This window comes from Natronogracilivirga saccharolytica (assembly GCF_017921895.1).
GTDB lineage: Bacteria > Bacteroidota > Rhodothermia > Balneolales > Natronogracilivirgulaceae > Natronogracilivirga > Natronogracilivirga saccharolytica.
This window is the reverse complement of sequence record NZ_JAFIDN010000005.1, coordinates 14,001-35,432: the sequence shown is the minus strand read 5'-3', so window position 1 is coordinate 35,432 and position 21,432 is coordinate 14,001. Positions and strand designations below refer to the sequence as shown.

General features: G+C 55.1%; 17 protein-coding genes. 10 read left to right on the top strand and 7 right to left on the bottom strand.

Features of this window, described 5'->3' with window-relative positions; genetic code table 11:
- Nucleotides 1-11: 11 nt before the first annotated feature.
- The 3 genes from NATSA_RS07745 to NATSA_RS07735 are packed head-to-tail and all read right to left on the bottom strand — an operon-like array spanning nt 12 to nt 4,054.
- Complete coding sequence (locus NATSA_RS07745; protein ID WP_210511449.1) at nt 12-1,373, bottom strand: asparagine synthetase B; 1,362 nt, start codon at nt 1,371-1,373, stop codon at nt 12-14.
- Between the two features lie 12 nt (nt 1,374-1,385).
- Complete coding sequence (locus tag NATSA_RS07740) at nt 1,386-3,389, bottom strand: tetratricopeptide repeat protein (RefSeq protein WP_210511448.1); 2,004 nt, start codon at nt 3,387-3,389, stop codon at nt 1,386-1,388.
- Nucleotides 3,386-4,054, bottom strand: coding sequence for a Maf family protein (locus NATSA_RS07735; protein ID WP_210511447.1), 669 nt, complete (start codon nt 4,052-4,054; stop codon nt 3,386-3,388). The genes NATSA_RS07740 and NATSA_RS07735 overlap by 4 nt, the downstream gene beginning before the upstream one ends.
- A 268-nt stretch (nt 4,055-4,322) precedes the next feature.
- Between NATSA_RS07735 and NATSA_RS07730 the strand changes: the two genes are divergently transcribed.
- From NATSA_RS07730 to NATSA_RS07700, 7 genes are all read left to right on the top strand, one after another.
- Nucleotides 4,323-4,889 (top strand): RNA polymerase sigma factor, encoded by a 567-nt coding sequence (locus tag NATSA_RS07730; RefSeq protein WP_210511446.1) that lies wholly within the window; start codon nt 4,323-4,325, stop codon nt 4,887-4,889.
- A 159-nt stretch (nt 4,890-5,048) separates the two neighbouring features.
- The gene (locus NATSA_RS07725) at nt 5,049-6,032 is read left to right on the top strand and encodes a FecR family protein (protein ID WP_210511445.1); all 984 of its coding nucleotides are present in this window, start codon (nt 5,049-5,051) and stop codon (nt 6,030-6,032) included.
- 77 nt (nt 6,033-6,109) lie between these two features.
- Entirely contained in the window at nt 6,110-6,562 is a 453-nt protein-coding gene (locus NATSA_RS07720) for an STN domain-containing protein (RefSeq protein WP_210511444.1), read from the top strand.
- Nucleotides 6,563-6,649: 87 nt separating this feature from the next.
- The gene (locus NATSA_RS07715) at nt 6,650-7,348 is read left to right on the top strand and encodes an O-methyltransferase (RefSeq protein WP_210511443.1); all 699 of its coding nucleotides are present in this window, start codon (nt 6,650-6,652) and stop codon (nt 7,346-7,348) included.
- 215 nt (nt 7,349-7,563) lie between these two features.
- Entirely contained in the window at nt 7,564-8,832 is a 1,269-nt protein-coding gene (locus NATSA_RS07710; protein ID WP_210511442.1) for an OmpP1/FadL family transporter, read from the top strand.
- 114 nt (nt 8,833-8,946) lie between these two features.
- Nucleotides 8,947-10,335, top strand: a complete 1,389-nt coding sequence (locus tag NATSA_RS07705; protein ID WP_210511441.1) for an SGNH/GDSL hydrolase family protein — start codon at nt 8,947-8,949, stop codon at nt 10,333-10,335.
- Between the two features lie 75 nt (nt 10,336-10,410).
- Nucleotides 10,411-11,736, top strand: a complete 1,326-nt coding sequence (locus tag NATSA_RS07700; RefSeq protein ID WP_210511440.1) for a hypothetical protein — start codon at nt 10,411-10,413, stop codon at nt 11,734-11,736.
- A gap of 59 nt (nt 11,737-11,795) precedes the next feature.
- Here the strand turns inward: NATSA_RS07700 and NATSA_RS07695 are convergent, their stop codons facing one another.
- On the bottom strand, nt 11,796-12,776 hold the full coding sequence (locus tag NATSA_RS07695; protein ID WP_210511439.1) for a 1-acyl-sn-glycerol-3-phosphate acyltransferase: 981 nt from the start codon (nt 12,774-12,776) through the stop codon (nt 11,796-11,798).
- A gap of 276 nt (nt 12,777-13,052) precedes the next feature.
- Between NATSA_RS07695 and NATSA_RS07690 the strand changes: the two genes are divergently transcribed.
- Complete coding sequence (locus NATSA_RS07690; protein ID WP_210511438.1) at nt 13,053-14,651, top strand: histidine kinase dimerization/phosphoacceptor domain -containing protein; 1,599 nt, start codon at nt 13,053-13,055, stop codon at nt 14,649-14,651.
- Nucleotides 14,652-14,825: 174 nt separating this feature from the next.
- On the opposite strand, the gene NATSA_RS07685 is transcribed toward NATSA_RS07690, so the two are convergent.
- On the bottom strand, nt 14,826-17,771 hold the full coding sequence (locus NATSA_RS07685; RefSeq protein ID WP_210511437.1) for a T9SS type A sorting domain-containing protein: 2,946 nt from the start codon (nt 17,769-17,771) through the stop codon (nt 14,826-14,828).
- A 459-nt stretch (nt 17,772-18,230) separates the two neighbouring features.
- On the opposite strand from NATSA_RS07685, the gene NATSA_RS07680 reads away from it, so the two are divergent.
- The gene (locus tag NATSA_RS07680; protein ID WP_210511436.1) at nt 18,231-18,473 is read left to right on the top strand and encodes a UPF0175 family protein; all 243 of its coding nucleotides are present in this window, start codon (nt 18,231-18,233) and stop codon (nt 18,471-18,473) included.
- Entirely contained in the window at nt 18,451-18,906 is a 456-nt protein-coding gene (locus tag NATSA_RS07675; RefSeq protein ID WP_210511435.1) for a PIN domain-containing protein, read from the top strand. The genes NATSA_RS07680 and NATSA_RS07675 overlap by 23 nt, the downstream gene beginning before the upstream one ends.
- Before the next feature lie 324 nt (nt 18,907-19,230).
- On the opposite strand, the gene NATSA_RS07670 is transcribed toward NATSA_RS07675, so the two are convergent.
- Nucleotides 19,231-19,929 (bottom strand): metallophosphoesterase family protein, encoded by a 699-nt coding sequence (locus NATSA_RS07670; RefSeq protein ID WP_210511434.1) that lies wholly within the window; start codon nt 19,927-19,929, stop codon nt 19,231-19,233.
- A gap of 858 nt (nt 19,930-20,787) precedes the next feature.
- The gene (locus tag NATSA_RS07665; protein ID WP_210511433.1) at nt 20,788-21,003 is read right to left on the bottom strand and encodes a hypothetical protein; all 216 of its coding nucleotides are present in this window, start codon (nt 21,001-21,003) and stop codon (nt 20,788-20,790) included.
- Between the last annotated feature and the right edge of the window lie 429 nt (nt 21,004-21,432).

The window sequence follows — 21,432 nt, the reverse complement described above, 5'->3', positions numbered from 1 at the left end:
GCTGCACGAGCTCAGCGCTGCACAAATCCGTCGAAATGCTCCATCAGCCGCATGGTCTGCATCTCTTTCTGCTGAGCTGCCGGGAACAATATGTTGTTGAGAATCAGACGGTAACCGGGGCTGTTCGGGAACAGGTCCAGTTCAGTCGGCGGGTCACCGACGCGATGGGTGTAGTCTTCGGGATCGTGTCCGCCGTAAAAGGTGAAAAAGCCCTCGCCCAGGTTTCCATGGATATACTTGGCTTCATCCCTTCCCGGGGTTTCAGCCATGACCACCACGTTGTTTTTGACGGTCTCCTTGCGGAAAGCCGTCGTCTGCCCGTAAAAACCCCTGATGCTGCTGACATGGTTCTGCGTGAGCATCGAAGGAACGGGGTCCCACTTGGCTGAAAAATTGAAAAGCGTAAAGTAGTCCATCTCTTCATCCACCTCGGCCATGCGCTGCTGCACATCCAGAATGTCGATGTTGCCGTGGCGGTATTCGGCGGGGTCCAGGGTGACTTCGAAATCCTTGAACGCAAGTGTGTTCGAAAAATCGAGGCGCTCGTTGGCATCCGGATCGGCAGGGTCGCCGTCCAGCTCGGTCGGTACGATATCCACCTCCATTGCTGCCAGGGCGATGTCGAAGGTATCGGTTCCCGAGCACATCGCAAAGAGAAATCCGCCCTGCTCGATGTATTCACGGATGGTCCATACCACCGACTTTTTCATGTCCGGGACCTTGTCGTAGCCCAGGTCGGCTGCCATCTCTTCCAGATCGCGGACCTGGCGGATGTACCACGGTTCGTTGCGGTAAGCGGCCCAGAATTTGCCGTGCTGACCGGTGAAATCCTCGTGATGCAGGTGCAGCCAGTCGTACTCATCCAGTTCGCCGGCAAGTACTTCTTCGTTGTAAATGGTCTCGTAGGGAACTTCGGCGTAGGTCAGCGCCAGGGTCACCGCATCGTCCCACGGCAGGGCATGATCGGGCGTGTAAACCGCGATTTTCGGGGCTTTTTCAAGCTCCATGACCGCCATGTTCACATTCGGACGTTCCACTTCCTCAATGATCTGCTCTGCACGTGCTGATGAAATTTCTTCGACCGAAACCCCGCGAACCCGGCTGCGGCGCACAATTTCCTCGGTCCGGGGTGTAAGGAAACTCCCGCCGCGGTAGTTGAGCAGCCATTTGCCGGTGTGACCGTCTTCGAGGTGCTGAAACATGATCCCGTATGCCTTGAGGTGATTGCGCTGGCCGTCATCCATGGGAATCAGCACATAGCCGGACTGCGCTCGCGATTCTGCCTGAGGCGACAGCGCCGGTACCGCTGCGGTCAGTGCCATGGCCAGCAGCAACACAAAGGGAATCATTCCGGTAATTTTTTTGGGAGTCATGGGTATTGCTTATTAAAGTTCACGATGTTCACGACGTTCCAGTTTTCTGATCCGGTCACGGGTGAGGTCGGAGTAATATCCGTCCGGATATCTGATCAGCAGCTCTTCGTAGTAATCGACAACCCCGGCAAGGGTGAGCAGGGATGTTTCACCGGAAAGCGCCCCGCTGAGCTGTTCGCCGGAAAACATGGAGGTGTCGAGCAAGCCGGCCGGTGCCTGCCATTCGAAGCCCGATTCATCCCCAGTTGCGCGCTGCTGCATCACGAACACCAGTTCGGCCAGCCGGGCGCGCTCCCAGAGCATCCGCTCACCCGCATTCCGCGCAACCGATGGACGACGCATGTGCCGGTCGATCACCCGGAAGGCAATTTCGGGATGGATCTGGCGCAGCGAGCGGGCAAGAAGCAGTGATGACTCGTTTTGCAACGGATGTTCGGCGGCCTCTTCCAGCATGGGAGCCAGCAGTTCGGCTGATTCGTTGTACCGCCCGGTGTCGTACAGGTAACGCGCTTTGGCATAGCGCTTCAGGCTTCGGTTTTCTCCGTCCTCATCGTGCGCATTCTGGATCAGATAACGCAGCTGCAGCGCATTGTTGGCAAAGTAGGAGTGGTTCTCGCGCTCCAGGGATCGAAGCTGCATCCGCGAATAGGAAAATTCGCCGTTGTAAAAGTCGCCCAGGCCCAGATAGTAGCGGCTTTTCTCGGCAGTATCGCCGCTGCCCGAGATGCGGTTGCTTCGGGTCAGCGAGACGCGTGCCATCTGGAAATCACCTTCATAGAGCAGCAGGCGGCCTTCGATGTAGTGCATTTGAGCCTCATCGGATGTGTCGTTGACCGCGTTTTCCATCTTGTCGAAGTAGGAGCGTGCGAGTTCGGGCTCCTTGAGATGGTCCAGGGCCAGCTCGGACTGAATCACCAGGGTCTGCATCCGGCGGTCATATTGCGGAAACTGCTCGGTGAGCCGTTCGACGGACTGGAATGCTTTCCGGTACAGGGAATCGGCTCCGCCGCCGAAATCCAGATTGTTGTCTATCAGATGGGCAGCCCAGTCCTGATAGGCCCGCGACAGTTCTTCGAGACTGCGCGCTTTAAGCGGATGGCGTTCAAGGTCCTGATAGTAGGAAAATGCATCTGCGGCCAGCTCAAACTCGTCATGACTGCGAAGCTGCCGGCCAACCCGGAACACGGCATGGCGCTCGTTGTCGCTGTATCGCTCAAGCGTGCGCGCCGCGGCCAGGGCACGGCGGTAAAACCCGCGCTCCATGTTCAGCCAGACCAGAAAATCGCGGTAGGCAAGGTCGCGGCTGCTGCCGGCCTGAAGCTGGTCAAGCCGCTCCTCAACAAGCATGATGGCCGTATCGTAGAGCTGCTGTTCATCATAGTTGAGCAGCTGGCGCTGGATTCGGTTCTTCTGACGCTCATCGTCGGCGAGGATGTCGAGATATTCTTCGATGGCGCTTTCAAATTCATTGACCGCCAAGTAGTTGTCCGCGATGTCGAAACCGAACATGCCGGGGTCGTTGAACTGCTCCCTGGCTTTTTTGTACACCTCGATTGCCTCGCGGTACTGGCGGTGGTCGTTCATCGTTTCGGCAATCCTGCGGAAGGCATTGTTGTTGTCGGAGTGCCGGTCAAGCACATTGTACCAGATGTCGCGGGCTTCATCTTTATCGCCCCGGATGTGATAAATTTCTCCCAGCCGGACCATGGTGTTGACATCCGTGGCAAAATTTTCGAGCCGATCTTCGGTAATCGCGATGGCGTCTTCGTAGCGCTTGAGGTTGATCAGGGCCGAAACCGCGCGGTCGTAAACGGCAAAGGAGCGGGGATTCTCCTCCATCAGTTTCCGGAACACTTCGTATGCTTCTTCGAATTCACCGTCGCGGAGCAGCTGGTTGCCCAGATTGAAGTCATTTCGCGACTGGGCCGCAGCGGTTTCGTCAGGCAGCAACGGGGGCAACAGTACAAGCAGGGCAAGCATCATGCCGGTTATCAGGCGTATCCGCGAAGTATTCATGTGTTTCGTAACAGATTTTTCCGTTGGTGCCGTTCGAAAGGATTAACGATGCCGGGTGCCAGCTTATTGACCTCGCGGTGAAAACGGTAGAGCGGAAATCCGACCACATTGTAATAATCGCCGTCGATTTTGCGGACAAACAGGGCACCGAGGTCATCCTGGATGCCGTAGGAACCGGCTTTGTCCATCGGACTGCCGGTGCTGATGTAGGCCCGGATCTCGTCATCGGAGAGCCCGCCGAAGGTGACATCGGTCCGCTCATGGAATGTGACCGAATGCGGATGTTCCGGGGCGGATGCTGCGGGTGAACCATCGTTTGCATCCTGCCCGGCAAGCACAAGCGCCACACCGGTGTAGACCTGATGGGTTCGTCCGCTCAGCGTGCGCAGCATGGATGCCGCCTCTTCCGGATTTGCGGGTTTGCCCAGAATCTCATTGTCCAGCACCACGACAGTATCCGCACCGATGACCAGGGCGCCGGAATGCCGGCGCGCAACATCCCCGGCCTTTTCCAGGGCCAGCTGCTCAACGGTTTCGGAGGGGTGGTAACCCGGCCGGATATGCTCGTCCGTTTCGGCAGGAATGACCTCGAAACGGATTCCGATTTGCCGGAGCAGGGTACTGCGGCGCGGACTGGCGGAGGCCAGAATGATCTTGTGCGGCATATAATGGGGTGATTGCGATTTTGGTTGCGGGCCGACGATTGCTGCATGGACGATTTCCGTAAAAGGGTATTCTTCAGGTTGCAATGCATCTTCAGCAGCATCCGGAACCCGTCAGTAAAATGAAACGCAAAAGATACATGAAATAGCATCCATTCGCATACCCGTGCTTTGAAAATTTGGAGCTATTGCATAGGTTACGACGGAAAGCAATATTTACGGAAATCAACAGCATATCCGGTAATCAACAAAAGGAATCAAAGGGGCACGGATGACCGCATCTACGCAGTATCACGAATGGGCCCTAAGACTGCGCAATTCTGATGAATCGGCGTTTCGTGAGATTTTTACAGATTCCTATGACCAGCTGATCCGTTATGCGGACAGCATTGTCAGGGATCCGGATGCAGCGGCCGATATTCTTCAGGATGTTTACGCCCATTTGTGGGAAATCCGTGACCGGGTCGATGAAAACCGCTCGCTCAAGGCGCTGCTCTACCGGATGACCCGCAACCGTGGCATCAACTATCTTCGCATGCATCGGTCGGTGCGGCTCGATGAACTGGGTCCGGCCGATGTTCCGGCTGAGGAGCTGATCCCGGCCGGTGAGGATGACGCCGGCAGTGAATCCGGCGAACTCATGAAAAAAATCACCGAATGGATTGAATCGCTGCCGGTGCGGCAGCGTGAAGCGTTCGAGCTCAGCCGGTTCGAAGGACTTGACCACCATGAAATCGCAAAAGTGATGGATTGTGCCCCGCGAACCGTAAACAATCACATTGTCAGCGCCCTGGGTACTCTGCGCGACCGGCTGAAGGAGTGGGAAAAGAAAGATTAAAATGGCTTAACATGGCTGGTTCGGGTAGTCACATGCGGCTGTCCGGCCGTATTTCAGATAGAAAATGATACAACACAGAGATTGAGCCGGATTGCCGGATGGCCGGAAAACGGGCTGTCAGGCAGCAGAAAACAGCAGAAATCGCAGAAAAAAGATAATATGAGCAGGAAGAAGCCGGATACAAGTATTTTTGAGAAGTTCCGTGATGCGGATCGTGAGCATGTTGCGCGCATCTGGGAGGTGTCCGGCCGGAACAGACCCGAACGTGTAACACGTCCCGGCAATGCGTCCGAATACCCCGATGCAGAGAGAGAGTGGCGCCGGCTGCAGAAACGAATTCGCTCCGATGCTTCTCTAAAGAAAACCGGAGCTGTCGGACGGGCCGGCAGGCCGGACAAGAAAAGGCCGACGGGGACGCTCGTATCGCTTTACTCCGCCGTCGCAGCAGTGGCGGCACTGCTGCTGGCAGGATTCTTCTACTGGTACCTTTTTGTGCCGGTTACCGTCGAGGCGCCTCGCGGCAGCTTTACAAGCTGGCAGTGGGAAGAGGGAGTGCAGGTGGAACTCAACAGCGGATCTTCGATCAGCTGGTATCGCAGGCCATGGAACGGCCATCGTGAGCTGAATCTGCACGGAGAGGCCTATTTCGAGGTTCAGCCGGATGAAAAAAGTTTTACCGTCACCACGCACAACGCCAGTATCGCCGTCACAGGCACCCGGTTCAATGTCCGCGCATGGGATTCCGGTCCGCAAATGCGCACCGAACTGACGCTCATCGACGGTGAGGTCAGCCTGGCTTCACTGATGCAGCCTGCAGAGGCGGTGCAGCTCGAGCCCGGACACTCGAGCGTGGTGGACAGCGAGGCGGATGCGCCGCACAAGCCCGAGCCGGCAGACACCAGCCGTGCGCTGGCCTGGCGTGACAAGGGTTTCTACTTCTCCGGACTGTCCCTGAGCGAAGTGGCCGGCGAACTGGAGCGGCGCTACAATACGGAAATCGAGATAGAAGACGAAGCGCTGTCGGAGCGCCGTCTGACGCTTTATCTGCCGTCACCCGACGATCTTGAGTCGATTGTCACCTCCATCTGCCATGTTACCGACTGCCGCTACAGTTGGTCGGATGACGGGATTCGGTTATATTGACAGTGTGATATTGAAGCCGGTGAGCCGGTCAGCCGGTCCAGCCGGTGTCAGTTAACCATTCATTACCTTGCCGTGCCATGTGCGCACTTCTCATTGCTGTTATGACCATGCTGCCGGTGATGCAATCCGGTGATCCCGTCTACTCATTCGAATTTCACGATGAGCCGCTCGAGCGTGCGCTGTACCTCATATCCGAAAAAACCGGAACGGATTTTCTTTATGAATCGGAGCTGACCGACGGGGTGATGGTGCGGGCGGTTTTCCGGGAGAAGCCGCTCCGCGATATACTTGATGAGCTGCTGGAACCGGAAGGGCTCGAGGCAAGGCGCATCCGGACGGGTATTTATGTGATCAGGCATTCGCTGCGCCAGCATATCCGGCCGCTGGCGGAGGTTCCGGCCGGGGCCGGCAGCAGGGTGGATGCACTGCGGTCGGAAGCTATGCAGCCTCTTGTGTTACCCTTTTCGGCTGCATTCGACGAACCTGTACCGTTGAGTGAAATCATTCTTCGCCGGTCGTTGCCGGAGTGATTTTGTTTCCGGACAGCACCGGTTGCCCGGCAGGGCACCTGAGCAGCAGCACATTCAAAAGCCAATATAAATAACAAAAATTCCATCATGCCAGACGACTCCCGAACCTTCCTGCAACAGGCAGAAAGCTATGCCGTGAAAAACTCATCGCCCGAATCACCACTGCTGCGGGATGTGCGCCGGGCGACGGCCGCCGAACTCCGGTATGACGATATGCTCAGCGGTCCGCTTGTCGGCGCGCTGCTACGGATGATGGCCGGGCTCACAGCCGCCCGGTTTGTCCTGGAAATCGGCACCTTCACCGGCTACGGTACGCTTCAGATCGCATCGGGAATGACATCGGGCGGACGCATCATCACCTGCGAGGGCAACGACAAGTATTCCGCCATCGCCCGGCGGTTTTTCGACCGGTTTCACAAAGAGCAGCCGTCCGGGCCGCGCATTGAGCTGCTGACCGGCATGGCGCTGGATGCCATCCGCGAACAGAAAATCCTGGAGTCCGGACCGAAACCCGATCTCATTTTCCTCGATGCCGACAAGGAAAGCTATCCGGTCTATTACGATGTTCTGATGCCGGTGCTGCGGCCCGGCGGGGTCATGGTCATCGACAATGCATTCTGGGGCGGCAAGGCCTGGGCCGATGCGGCCGGCGAGGCGGACGACCGCAAGGGTAAGGCCGTCGACCGGATGAACCGGCTCATTTCGGTTGATGCGCGGGTCGAAAATGTGCTGCTGCCGGTGCGCGACGGGCTGCAGATCGTCCGGAAACATCCGGAAGCATCATGAAACAAAAATTGGCATATCCGATTCAAAATTTTAAATTAGGTCAGTCTGTTGAAGCAGCCGGACGGTCCGCATGGGGCGGACTGACGAACAAATGGGGTTTATGCCGGCGCTGATACTCCTGTTGCCCGATGCCTCGTGCAGCGCATCCGGGAGTGTTATGCGTGCTTTCATCAGGAATTATTGACAACCGAAAAGCCACTAATCGGATAGTACTCATGAAAAATATTGTTACCGTTTTGACGGCAGGCCTGCTGGCCGTATGTCTTGCAGCAAGTGCAGCAATGGCAGGCGGATATCAGCTCAACCTGCTGGGACAGAGACAGATCGGGATGGGACATGTCGGTACCGGCATGCCGCTCGACATTGCAACCATAGCCATGAATCCGGGCGGACTCTCCGCACTGGACGGAAATGCCGTCATGGCGGGTTCCAACGCCACGTTCATCAGCACCGCCTACCGGGCGCCGGCGCCGTCCACCTATCAGGCCAACACCGACTCCAGGGTGCGAACGCCGTTCAGCATCTATGCCAGCTATGACACGCCGGTGGACAACCTGAAGGCGGGTTTTGCCGTGTACACTCCCTACGGAAACGCTCTGAAGTGGGAAGAGGGGTGGAAGTACCGCACGCTGCTGCGCGAGATTTCCCTGACATCCATTTACCTGCAGCCCACGCTCAGCTATGCGATTACCGACAACATCGGTGTCGGTGCCGGATTCATTTATGCCATCGGGATGGTGAATCTGCAGCGCGATCTGCCCATCAGCGACATGGACGGACATACCGGAATTGTCGAGCTTGACGGATCGACAACCGCGATCGGCTTCAACGCCGGTATTTATGCGGATGTGACCGACCTGGTTTCGCTTGGTGTTTCCTACCGCTCGGAGATTGAAATGGAAGTGGAAGGCGGAGATGCCGATTTTACCATTCCGCAGTCGCTGCAGGGCAATTTTCCGGAAGGCAACCGGTTTGATGCTTCCCTGCCGCTGCCGGCCGTGCTTAACATCGGCGTGGGGCTGACCCCGACCGAGCGTCTGCGCGTGGGTATCGATGCCAACCTGACGTTCTGGAGTGCCTATGAGAGCCTGGATTTTGCTTTCGAGGAAAATACACCTGCGCTGCAGAACATTACCGAGCCCCGGAATTTCAATGACCGCTGGATCTTCCGTCTGGGCGGCGAATTTGATGCGACCGAAGCGCTGCAGCTGCGTCTCGGCGGATACTTTGACCCGTCCCCGGTGGATGAGGGCTTCATAACTCCCGAGACACCGGATCTCGACCGGATCGGAATGTCGGCAGGAGTGGGCTACGCCTTTACTCCCGATCTGGGCGTCAATGCCTCGCTTCTGTTTATTACATCCAGTCCCCGGGAGCAGTCCCTGGAGGATACAATCGATGCGGGCACCTTCGGCACCGTGCCGGTAGGCGAGTTCAAGACACGGGCCTGGCTGCCGGGCATATCCCTGTATCACAAATTCTGACCGGTCCCGGAACCGGTGTTTTTCCGGATGCGGCCCGGCAATGTGCCGGACGACGGCCGGTTCAGCAACCGACCGGATCAAGCCACCATTTTAAACTTTCAAATGAATTCCATTATGAAGCGGTTAACACATCTTTTCTCTTTTCTGATGGCGATGCTGGTGCTCAGCCAGTGCGACCCGAGCATCAGTGAACGTACGGCAGACTCGGGTCAGGCCGATTTTTCCAGCTATGTGGCCGTGGGCAACTCGCTGACGGCCGGTTATTCCGATAATGCGCTGCACCGGGAAGGGCAGATCAACTCCTTTCCCAACATTCTGGCCGGACAGATGCAGCAGGCGGGCGGAGGGGAGTTCCTCCAGCCGCTGGTCAATCCCGGTGTCGGATCCAATGCCGAAGGTGAAGCACGGCTCGTGTTGCAGGTTACGACCGGCCCGGACGGCTCTCCGACGCTGTCTCCGGCTCCGGCCGCAGAAAGCGGACAGGATATTTTCAGCCGGCAGCAGACCGGACCGTTTCACAACGTCGGTGTCCCCGGGGCGCGCAGTTTCCATCTGGTTGCGGAGGGATACGGCAACACGGAAGCCGGTGAAGGCAATTACAACCCATTTTTTGCCCGCTTTAAAAGTGATCCCATGGCGACGGTTCTCGGCGATGCACTGATGGCTGAGCCGACGTTCTTCACACTCTGGGCCGGCAACAACGATGTGCTGGGCTATGCCACGGCAGGCGGTACCGGTCAGGGCCTTGAGGAGATGGGCGATCCTGCGCAGGTGAGCGACAACGACATTACCCCGGTGAATGTGTTTGAGGGCAGCATCGAAGCGCTGGCCGGCACACTGGCCGGTGAAGGGGCGCTGGGTGCGGTGCTGAGCATCCCGGATGTGACCACCATTCCGTTTTTCAATACGGTTCCCTGGGACGGACTGGCGCTGACCGCCGAGCAGGCGCAGATGCTCCGGGCCGGATATGAGGCCGAGGGTGTTCCCGAGCAGCTTATCCCTGATTTCCAGGAAGGAGCCAACGGATTTGTGATTGAGGACGGCGACGCTCCGGCCGGTTTCCGGATGGCCGAGCAGGGTGAGCATATTTTGCTTTCGGTTCCTCAGGATTCCCTTCAGCCGCTGCCGGAAGGCGCCGGTTGGGGCAGCAGCACGCCCATTCCCGATCAGTATACACTGACCGCGGAGCAGGCCGGCAATGTCCGGCTGGCGACCGACACCTTCAATGACATTCTTGAAGGCGCGGCATCGCAGCTCGGTCTCGTTTTTGTGGATGTCAATCCGGAACTGGAAGCCGCGGCGCAGGAAGGGGTTGTGTACGATGCCATCCTGCTGACCACCGAATTTGTCGAGGGCGGCGTGTTTTCACTCGACGGCATACATCTGACTCCGCGCGGTGCCGCGATGGTGACCAACATGGTGATCGAAGAGATCAATGAAACCTATGGCGCTACCGTCTCGCCCGTTAACGTGAGTGCCTACGAAGGTGTGCGATTCCCGTAGGTTGCCACTTGCTGATTCATTATCTTTGGGGTTTTGAAAAGTGACTCAAAACCCCAAAGAAATTATTTTCCGGCGATGCAGCTGATATCCGACAGCAACCGGGATGCGCGGCATCCGAAAACCCGCCCTGGCAGCTATGAGTGGTGGTATTTTGACGGCATTTCCGATGACGGGGAGTACCAGATTGTGATTATTTACTATGACGGCTGCCCGTTTTCCACGAGGTATGTCCGGGAGGCGGACCGGTTTCGTCATAAATCCGGAGACGGATCCGGAATGAAGGGGGATGGACCGGACAGTGGGACTGGCGGCAATACGGACGCCGGTGCAGCAGGAAATACCCTGGCCGACACAGCAGAGAACGCACCGGAAAATAAAGCAGCTGAGGCGGCCGGTGCGCTGGCCGGGCAGCATCCCGCCATCAGCATTTCGGTTTACCACAAGGGGGAGCCCATCTTTTACAGCCTGAGTGAATATCCGCCGGATCAGTGCTCCTTTTCCGAAGATAAGCCGGAGGTGACCATCGGCGGCAATTCCCTTCGCCGCGATGTCCGTGAAAAGCACGGAAGCGAAGATTTTTCCGGTTATGACCTGCGCATCAACGAACGGCTGCCTTCGGGGGATGAGCTCAAGGGAATCATTACGTTCACCGGGATGGTCCCGAATGAGAGGATGTTCGGAACGGCGAAGAAATCCGGCGGACGACGGTCATCACCGAATAGGAGCAACTCAAATGCGGCTGATGCAGATCAGATTGCCCGGGACGGTACCGGACCCGATGGTGAAACGCATCTCTGGAACCTGGTCTTTCCCAGGGCGAAGATGCAGTGCCGGATGAACCTGCTGAAAAACGGCATTGTCTCACGCGAAATGATTTTTGACGGCATCGGTTATCACGATCACAATCTGGGTACCGAGCCAATGCGCCAGAGCTTCCGCGACTGGTACTGGGGGCGGGTCCATTTTGAGGAGGCGACGCTGGTCTACTATGTGATGAACAAAAAATCAGGCGCCGATTACCGGGCCTGGCTGATCAGCTCCGACAACCGGCGGCTGCTGTACACGCTCGACCTGAAAAACATCAGACGGCGGCGCTTCAACGGATTTCTGCTGCGACCGGGACGCGAGCTTCGGTTTCAGGACAAGGAGCTCGGTGTGGTCATTCGGCACAAAAAGGTATCCGATTCCGGGCCGTTTTACTGCCGTTATGTCACCGAAGCGCACCTGACACATCCGTCCATTGGTGAAAAAGTCAGCGGAACAGGCATCGGAGAATATATCCGTCCGGGCCGTATCCACCGCCGGATTTTCTGGCCGCTGGTGCACATGAGGCTGCGGTATGTGGACAGCAAGCCCCACTGGGTGCAGAAATCGCCGCGGCTGTACCGCTGGACCTGGTGAATCACCGCGGATCTTGTGAAATACCGCTGAACCTGGTGAATCACTGCGGACCTGGCGAATTACCGCGAACCCTGATTACCTTTGGTGCTGTCATCAAGTCCGGAAGGCTCGGCCTTGTCAGCAGCGCTGCCGGCTGGTGACGGATCGTCCATTCCTTTCGGCTCCGGCCGCTTATCTCCGCTCTCGCCGGTAGCGGCATCACTTTCACTGCCGGTTGTGGTCTCTTTTTGCCCGGAACTGTCGCTTTCATCCGATTTTATGGCATCCTGCCCGTCTCCGGTCATCTCATCCGGATCCGGCAGCGGTGCTTCGGGCGCTTTCGGCTCACGTCCGAGCAGCAGACGGAACCCGCCCTGCGGATACCCGTCCTCGTCGAAGTTTCCGCTTGTTTCACGGCATGATTTGCGCAGCTCCTCCAGAGTATAGGTGACATGCGCAAGTACATGACCCGAGCGGTAAATTTTGGGACCAATGGGGTTGCCGAGCTTGATAAAAAGTTCAGGCTTGTCACCTCTCATCGTATGCATATGCGAGGTGAACGGTATGATTTCGCATTTTTCCGGGTCAATATGACGTGACAGCCAAGCCAGGCCGCTTTCCAGGGTGACGGCCTTGTGCGGGTTGACCAGTTTTCCTTCCGGATAGGCCCAGATACCGACAGGATGCTCTTCTGTGCTGTTGTTGAGCAGCCGTACGGTATATTCAAGGCTTTTCATGGCTCTGAGCGGATAGTCACGGTTGATGGAGTAGACACCGAGATAACGAAAGAACGGATACCGGCGCAGCTGCTGCTCATCCATGATGGCACGCGCATCCAGTCCGAAAGAGGCCTCGTTCATGAGCAGCGGAATCATCCCGTCCCACCAGGAGTTGTGCGTGCCCACAAACAGCACGGATGTACCACCCGGCGGATGCACAGAATCGTCAATCCAGACCCTGCGGAAACGGCGCCGGAAGAGGGTAAGTGAATACCAGTAGAACATCCGGTAAAAAACGGGAGATACCTTGTCCTTGATGAATGCGGGGCGTTCTTTTTTCACTTATGGTGACTCCGGTTGGTTAGGATTGACATGTAAAATCGAATTAATCAAGTTTACAAAACTTTGGATTCCAATGCTAAAAAACGTACAATTGAGGGGAAAATGCACAGCATGCGATGACCGGCGGCTGTGCATGATCTGAGGCTGTGCATGATCTGAGGCGGAGGGTATGGCTGGCCTGCAGATGTATATGATCTGACCGGCATGGTCAACGGAGCTGTCCCACCTGTATTAGTGGTATGAATATGGCAGCGTGCCGGTACAGACGGTTATTAATTGCAAAATTTTTTGGCATTGACGGATATGATTGTTCCGGAGATCATCTACAATCTTTCACTTCTTGGTGTCCTGCTGCTGGTCTCCAACCTGCTCAACGACCGGTTTGATGCTGCATCTTGGAAAGGGCGGGTGGCTCAGGGAGTGCTTTTCGGGGCCATTGCCGTAGTGGGCATGTCGTATCCCTTCACCTTCGTCGAGGGGGTGATATTTGACGGACGCACCATTGTGGTGGGAATTGCCACCATATTTTTTGGTCCACTGACCGGTGCCATCAGCGTAATCATGACGATCCTGTTCCGCATCTGGCTCGGGGGTGACGGCGTGATCATGGGTATGATGACAACACTGACCGCTTTTGTTCTGGGCTGGGTGTTCCATGTTGTGAAACAGAATAACGATAACGGTCAGATAACCCTGCCGCAACTGTTTGTATACAGCATGATGGTGCACCTTATGATGGCGTTCTATGTCCATGCTCTGCCAGAAAACATCGCTGACGATGTGTTTCAGAATGTGGCGATCAGTTTTGTGGTAATTTATCCGCTTATTACCATCATCATTGGTAAAGTCCTTAATGATCATCATCGCGGCAAGGAATACGTCGGCAAGCTGCAGCAGAGTGAAGAGAAATTCCGGCTGCTCATCGAATCTTCGGATGACGTAATCTTTACGATGGACACCGATTTGCGGCATACGGGTGTCTATGGCACCTGGATGAAACGGATAAACATGGAGCCGGAAGATTTTATTGGCAAAAGAGCCGCTGACATCGTTGGTGAAAAGGAGGGACAGTGGTACGAAACATGCTATCGCAAGGCGCTCTCCGGCGAGGTGGTGGTCTATGAATGGGAAACACCCGCCCCGGACGGCATGGTGAAATACCAGTCCAAAGTATCACCGATACGCAACCGGGAAGGAGAGATCATCGGAATTGTCGGAATCGGACGAAATATCACCGAACTGAAAGAAACCCAGAAAAAACTGGCGCGGTCGCTCAGAGAAAAGGATGTGCTCCTCAGTGAAATCCATCACCGGGTAAAGAACAATATGGCTATCATCTCGAGCCTGCTTTCGCTTCAGTCTGAATATATTGCAAATGAAGAGGCCCGTTCGATCTTTCGCGACACGGAAAACCGCATCCGGTCCATGGCGCTGGTTCATGAAATCGTCTATGAGCAGACGGATTTTGTGGAAATCAATGCCGCCAAGCTGATCAGCAGAATAGTTGACTTGCTTTCCAATTCGTTCGGACTGGAATCCAGGGGGATCAGGGTCGAAACGGATCTGGAGGAAATCATTCTGGATTTCAATCACTCGGTGCCCTGCACTCTGCTGATTAATGAGCTGATCACAAACGCTGCCAGGCACGCTTTCAGGAACCACGGGGAAGGAACCATATTTGTCCGGCTTTCGCGGGCTAACGGTAAAAACGAGATCGAGATCAGTGATGATGGTGTTGGAGTTGATAATGTGGATCAACTTTATAATCCGGTTTCTTTCGGCACTACGATCATTCACGGACTGGTTCAGCAATTGCGGGGAGATATCAGTTTTGAAAGCAATGGCGGTGGCCTGACAGTGAATATCCGGTTTTAAAGAGAGCAGCCGGACACGCAATGGTCCGGCATACTCTCCGCAACTGTGTGACAGATCGCCTGCTTCACCACCGCTTTCTGAACGGGGCAGGCTCCGGTCTTTCAGCGGCTCTGTAACAAGAGGCTACTTCACGAGCACCGTACTCCGAACTTATAGCAAATCATGCTCAGCAGGCTATTTAACGAGCATCATGGTCCGGACTTGCTGCAACGTTCCGGTCTCCATGCGGATCAGGTACACGCCGCTGGCCAGCCTGCCGGCATCCCATGAAATTTCATGACGACCCGGCTCCATACGGGCATCCATAAGGGTATCCACCCGGCGCCCGAGCGCGTCATAAACGGTGATCGCCACATGTCCCGGCTGATGCAGGTCAAAGGGAACGGCAGTGACCGGATTGAACGGATTCGGGTAGTTGGCATGCAGCCGGGTTTCCTGCGGAAGCTGTATTCCGGGATCCGGATCAGTAAATACCCCGCGGCCGTCTTTCCGGAATTTCCAGTCACCGCGGGCGGGCTGCTGCAAGCCGTCCGAACCCGTAGTGAAGGAAGCGCGGTCAAGTGAAAGAACCGGTGCCTGATTCCAGTCGGACAATGCCCGCAACTCAATTACGGCAAGCCCGGATTCTGATGGTGACGACGGACGGCCCATTCCCTTGTGCGCCCAGGCCGAAGACCAGCCGGCCGGAATACCTGATACGCTGCTTTGGCTTTCATCAGTCAGATACACCCGTCCGGATTGTGACGAATGCAAATCTGTTCCGGCAGAGATATCCGCATCAGGCGAGTGAGCAAGCTTGTGCCGGTTGGCTGACAATGATGCCGGTGAGCGGCCATGGTGAAAGGTGATCAGGCGGGAGGCATCCGACCAGCTTTCGGCCCAGTCACCCGGCCGGACATCGAGCAGCTCCCAGTCCGCGGCATCTATTCCGGATATGGAAAACCGGGCACTGAGTCCGAGCAGCTCGCTGAAATCTTGCGCCGAAAGAACCAGACGCACGGTTTCATTTTTGGAAAGTCCGGGAAGATGGAATGCGGCAAGCGCGGTATTATCACCGGTTTTTTGCTGTTCTGCCGCGTCGGTGAGGGCTTTTGGCTGGACACCCGTTTCTGCTGTTTCTCCGAAATTGCGTCCGATGGCCAGAAGATCGCGGTAATCGATACGGCCGTCGCCATTGGTGTCGGCATGTCCCACGGGGGCGGGCAGCCATCGGGTCACCGGCTGCGGTGCCCATTCAATGCTTTGCGGAACCCGGGCCGGACCGGTCGCCATCCAGTACAGAGCAAGGTTAATTACGTCGGCTTCGGAGACGGTGCCTTCACCACGGGTATTGCCCGGCCAGACGGTCATTTCTTCCTGCTCAAGGGGGACGCCTGTTATCCGGATATCATCGATCCGGTTGGTGCCGGAAGTGCCTATGACATCCCCGTTGATGGATGTGCTGTCGATGCGCACCCAGCGCAGGTTAAGCCGGCCGGCATCAGAGGCGTCTGCAGGAAGCGGAATGTCAAATGCAGACCACGAAGTGCCGACCTGGATATCGCCGCCGGGTACAGGAGTCCATTCGGTGGGCGAGCCGGACCCGCTGCCGTTGCCGGATTCACCTTCAGAGTTATCCGTCTGGAAATAAAGCCGGAAATCGCGCGGACCTGTACCGGATCCGCTCATGTAGAACCGAAGGGCAAGCTGGTCGTGTCCCTGCGTGGTGAGGCTGGCCGACCAGTATTTGTGGTGATGGTCTCCGGATACCGTACCGTTGTCGGATCCGCCACCGTTATCACCGGAATCACCGTTGGCATCGGAATCGCTGCCGCCATCGGAGCCACCGTTGTCTTCGGTCCCGCCGTTATCACCGTTGTCACCGGTACCCCCGTTATTGTCGCTGCCGTTGTTCTGCTCCACATGCCACTGGTTGGAGTTTGGAGCCCGGCCGGTGTTGCCGCCGGTCCAGCCGGAAAATCGTGCTCCGTGCAGGGCTGCAACTGCAGGCGAGTCGGGATCCAGGTTGGCATAGAGACCGGTGTCAGCTGACCAGTGCTCGCCGTCAAAGGTCCATTCGGCAATGGTGACGCGGGGCGTTGTGACCGTGACCTCCGGGGCCGTAAACTGATCTCCGTCCCAGATGCCGCCGCCGTCACTGCCGTAAGCGGCGTACAACTCCGGCTGATCATCCAGCTGAAAACGCCCCAGTACCAGCCAGCTTCCGACAGGCTGATCGATCGGGAAGAGGGTTTCAAAGCGGAAATGTCCGTCCGAAAATTCGGTAAGGGTGAGCGGCAGCCATTCGGCCGCATCCCATGCCTCCGGGGCAGGTGCATCCGGAAGCGAGGCGTCGCTGGCGATGATCCCAAACTCCGCCTCCAGCCGGTCGCTGGCAGAAATATCCTCTTCTGTGATACCGGATGCCGCAAGCCGGAACCGGAACAGCTGTTCGGATCCGCGTGCAATGGTGACCGGACCGGGGGCTGTCAGCCCGGCATCGGCCAGATAGGGCGGAATGTCGATATCCACTGGATCGGGAGCGGCAATCTCCAGCGGAACGGCATCCCTGTCAGTAAATTCAATATCATTTACAGCAAAACCGGCCGTTCCTGCATCTGCGCCGTCGCGAATACGGAACTGCAGATGCAGCAGGCTTCCGGAGCCGCTCTGCTCGCCGGATGTGCTGCTGACCGAGGCGCCGAGCGAGCCGTCCGGCAGAGGCCGGGCGAAGACAACAGCATCGGCACCGAACAAATCGCCGGGCAGAATCTGCTCAAAATCGAACCGTTCGGGATCATAGTCCAGTTCCAGGCCGGCATACTGAAGATTGGCGGCATCGGTGACCGAAAGGGTCAGCTCGCATACAACGCCGGGAAGCAGGAAGGCGCCGTCGCAGACGTATGAAAGCGAGGAGGATGGTGCCGGTTCATCAGCTTCCATTGCCGGCACGCCCACCTCATAGCCCGCTGTGCCGGTTTCAGAAATCGTAACTGCGGCAATGGCACCGTGCGGAAATACAAGCGGTGGCAGGACAAAGAAGGCAACGATCAGAAATGCCGTTTTCAGGAGTGCCGGAAGGGCAGCGGCACTGTGTCCGGCAGCGCGGACACGGGTGCAAAACTGGTAAGAAGTAGTCATAATGAGATCGTGGTTTGGTGTGAAGTCCCGCATCCGTCCGGAATGCGGACGACAGTGCGGACAGAAAGTCCCGGTTGCCCGGTACTATCGAAGAGCAGGTAAACTGCCCGGACTTACACTACCGGCGTTCTCTATTATGTGCGTTTGACAGCCTGTCAGGCCGGATCTACTGCTTCCGGTTTTGCTATGCGGGATTGACTGGATCCTGTGGCTCTGGCAAGCTGCTCCCGGGTCCATCCGCGTGCCCAATGCGGGCTCTGGTCATGCCGATGTAATCAGGATATTATATTCTATTTAATACGTAGTTATGGGCTTTAGGATTTCGACCTTACCTTATAAAAAAAACTTTTACACTGAATTATTATGAAGTTTCACACGATTCTTCGAGCTATACTCTTCCCTGTTCAAAACTATCAGCTCTGAATTTTCGTTATTCTTGAAAATGTGTAAATTGCCTTTATGAAAACGCTAAGCATCGACATACCGGATACATTTGACCTGGATGACAAAGAAGTCAAAATGGCGCTTGCTTCCAAACTCTATGAAAGAGGTAAACTATCTCTGGGACAAGCAGCCTTACTTGCCGGTTATTCCAAAGAAACATTCATGGAATTACTTGCTGAATATGGCGTTGCTGTGATCAACTATTCTCCTGAAGAGCTTGATGACGACATAAAAAATGCCGAAAAATATAGTCTCTGACGCAAGTTGCCTGATTTTACTCAACAAAATTAGCCGTCTCGATCTGTTACGCCAGGTTTTTGGTAAAATTCTTATTACCAATATCGTTGCCGAAGAATTTGGCCATCCCATTCCCGAATGGATAGAGGTTCGTCCAACAGATTCATTTCTTCAAAAAGGACTATTAAATATTCTGGACGCTGGTGAGGCTTCTGCCATAACACTGGCCACTGAACTCCACGATGCACTTTTAATTATCGACGAATCTAAAGGTAGAAAAGTCGCAAAGAAAATGGGTCTATCGGTCACCGGGAGTCTTGGAGTGGTTATTATTGCGAAAAATAATGGCCATATATCATCAGTAAAAGCAATTATCGAAAAAATCGAACATACTAACTTCAGAATTTCACCAAGTATCATTCAAAGTGTTTTACAAAAAGCAGGCGAATCATAAAAATGCTTGTAATACACCCATAACACCCGATTCGTGCGGTCGTGTAAAATATTATTGCCTTTACACTTATGTAATTGCCACGCCGCACAAACGCAGGGCCGTTACCTGCCTCCGGAAGGACCGTCATTGAGGATCCTGACGTGGCTCAGATCATAAAAAATTCAAGATGAACCAACAAGAGTTTGCAGCTTTGCCTGGCATCAGCTTCGGAACACTTCGTAATTGGGAGCAAGCTCAAAGAAAGCCGCATGGTCCGGCAAAAGTACCGCTAAAAGTTGCTGAAAAGATACTCTCCCGGAGTCACTTTCCAGCTGAAAATCGAACTCACACCCCCAGCAGCATCCGGCCTGTCTGCTCGTCAATCCCGATCCGTGCATAGCCCGCCAGGGTCTCGTTCATTTTCCATGACACACGCACCGGCTCCCAGGTAAACGCATCGGTATCGAGGATGCCGAAGGAAGCATCGCGGGTGCTGTCGCGGGGCTGACCGATACTCCCGGGGTTGATGACAAACCGGTGGCCCGGTTTGACGCGCAGCACGCCAATCTGTTCGGACACGATGCCGGACACGTGGGTGTGTCCGACCAGGCAGAAGGTCTGGCTGATTTGCGAAAGCACGTTCCGGCAGGCCGGAGCGGAATTAAGATAGTCCCAGCGGTCGGGCCGGACCGGCGAGGCGTGGGCGGCTATCCAGTTCTCACCCTCCAGAACAAGCGGTGCATCGTCCAGGTACTTGCGGTTTTCCGGAGAAAGGATTTCGCGCGTCCGTGTGAGCAGCGACCGGTTGGGTTCGCGGAACATATCCAGCGGGATGCGCTCTGCGGCTCCGGCGTCATGGTTTCCGAGCACAGAAGGGATCTCCCTTTCCCGCAGCATCGTGATCACCTCATCCGGAAAGGGGCCGTAGCCCACATGATCCCCGAGGCTGATGACCCGGTCGTGCGGCAAGGTCTCCAGTTTCTTCAGACAAGCCTGAAGAGCAGGAAGATTTCCGTGAATGTCAGATAGAACAGCGATGCGCATGGGTTATTGCCGGTATGGGTGATGTTATAATAATGTCAAAAAATCCGGTGCTGGTCCGAAACTGACCGAAACCGCCCGGAACCGCTCCGGATTATGTGCAATGTAACGGGGAGCGGACGTATTTCTTTCAACGTCAGCCGGCAAAGTTACTGAATATTTGATTAACAGGACACGGCTATATCCCATGGGCTGCTGCCATCCCGCACGGTTCAACTCCGGAACGGTATCCGCAGAATATACAGGAAATGCAAGTGCGGCAACCCGGGAAAAGCAATCAATAATGTTACAGGACTCCGGCGCGGAAATAGTATATCAGCCGTTTTCCCTGATATGAATAAAGGAATCGGTATTCTGATGGTCCTCTGAATTTTTATCCGAACTGCAGACCAGCAGATAGCTTTTGTTGCAGCACCATACATGTTTGACCGGAACGAAGAAGCTCAGAAGTCTGTGCCATGTTTTTCGGCGGATTCGTTCCATACGGGTGCCGCATTGCGGACATATTGGTGATGAAGTAAATTTTGACATGAATATGGAATGATTTGATAATACCTTGATGATGTATCCGGTTTTTGATCCATCTGTTTATGTTACCCTCTTACATGATTAAAAACGGATGAAGCTGTTCTTTAAAACCGGATGACTACCCAATAAAAAAACACTCTGCTTGTACTTCAGTGAACATTATAATTAAATCAGACGGAAAGTTTTGGGAGGCAATGTGTTTTCGTACAAATATTAATAAATTCTAATGGATAAATTACGGCAAGATATTGTCCGCAGGCGCAGTAGCCGTAAATAATATTATAGCAATGGGTTATGCGGAAAGGTATTGTGTTTGTATGGGGATGCTCTTAATTACCGGCGATCCCCGGCCATATGTACAAACGAATCCTGATTGTTTTCCCGGGCATCATTGCCGCGCCTGGACACAACAAGGTAATTTTTGTTGCAGCAGGAGACATGAATCACCGGCACGATATAGCTGAGCAGCCGGTGCCATGGTTTCCGGCGGATGCGTTCCATGCGGGTGCCGCATGAGGGGCAGATTTTTGATGAAGTCAGTTGTACCATAATTGCTTATCCGTTAGTGTTGTCTTGAACGTGAAAGACGGATACGATTATTCGGTCCGGCGTTTCCGGTTATCCTCGCAAAACCCCAAAAAAATCTTTGCCATTCTTGGATATCCGGATGACTGATGCAACGCACGATTACTTACACATAAAATGTATGTAAACAGAAGTAATACTCCTAATGGACAGGCTTGTTATTAACAAATTCTAATCAGGTTACAGGTGATGTAGATCGGGATGGATGAGCTCATAAAGTGCTTAAGAAGTTATCTTGCGGAGAAATAACCGGCTGTTCCGGAGAATCTGTTTTCCATCATTGCCGCTTGCGTTACTGATCACTCTGACACATATATTTTCCCTCGGTGCACAGTTGCAGGCCCGGACACCGGACAGTCCGAAACATGAATTCCGAAGCGCCTGGATATCCAC

What these genes read in the sequence shown, in the direction of transcription:
- NATSA_RS07745 (WP_210511449.1), bottom strand. Translation starts at nt 1,373, where the DNA reads ATGACTCCCAAAAAAATTACCGGAATGATTCCCTTTGTGTTGCTGCTG.
- NATSA_RS07740 (WP_210511448.1), bottom strand. Translation starts at nt 3,389, where the DNA reads ATGAATACTTCGCGGATACGCCTGATAACCGGCATGATGCTTGCCCTG.
- NATSA_RS07735 (WP_210511447.1), bottom strand. Translation starts at nt 4,054, where the DNA reads ATGCCGCACAAGATCATTCTGGCCTCCGCCAGTCCGCGCCGCAGTACC.
- NATSA_RS07730 (WP_210511446.1), top strand. Translation starts at nt 4,323, where the DNA reads ATGACCGCATCTACGCAGTATCACGAATGGGCCCTAAGACTGCGCAAT.
- NATSA_RS07725 (WP_210511445.1), top strand. Translation starts at nt 5,049, where the DNA reads ATGAGCAGGAAGAAGCCGGATACAAGTATTTTTGAGAAGTTCCGTGAT.
- NATSA_RS07720 (WP_210511444.1), top strand. Translation starts at nt 6,110, where the DNA reads ATGTGCGCACTTCTCATTGCTGTTATGACCATGCTGCCGGTGATGCAA.
- NATSA_RS07715 (WP_210511443.1), top strand. Translation starts at nt 6,650, where the DNA reads ATGCCAGACGACTCCCGAACCTTCCTGCAACAGGCAGAAAGCTATGCC.
- NATSA_RS07710 (WP_210511442.1), top strand. Translation starts at nt 7,564, where the DNA reads ATGAAAAATATTGTTACCGTTTTGACGGCAGGCCTGCTGGCCGTATGT.
- NATSA_RS07705 (WP_210511441.1), top strand. Translation starts at nt 8,947, where the DNA reads ATGAAGCGGTTAACACATCTTTTCTCTTTTCTGATGGCGATGCTGGTG.
- NATSA_RS07700 (WP_210511440.1), top strand. Translation starts at nt 10,411, where the DNA reads ATGCAGCTGATATCCGACAGCAACCGGGATGCGCGGCATCCGAAAACC.
- NATSA_RS07685 (WP_210511437.1), bottom strand. Translation starts at nt 17,771, where the DNA reads ATGACTACTTCTTACCAGTTTTGCACCCGTGTCCGCGCTGCCGGACAC.
- NATSA_RS07680 (WP_210511436.1), top strand. Translation starts at nt 18,231, where the DNA reads ATGAAAACGCTAAGCATCGACATACCGGATACATTTGACCTGGATGAC.
- NATSA_RS07675 (WP_210511435.1), top strand. Translation starts at nt 18,451, where the DNA reads ATGCCGAAAAATATAGTCTCTGACGCAAGTTGCCTGATTTTACTCAAC.
- NATSA_RS07670 (WP_210511434.1), bottom strand. Translation starts at nt 19,929, where the DNA reads ATGCGCATCGCTGTTCTATCTGACATTCACGGAAATCTTCCTGCTCTT.
- NATSA_RS07665 (WP_210511433.1), bottom strand. Translation starts at nt 21,003, where the DNA reads ATGGTACAACTGACTTCATCAAAAATCTGCCCCTCATGCGGCACCCGC.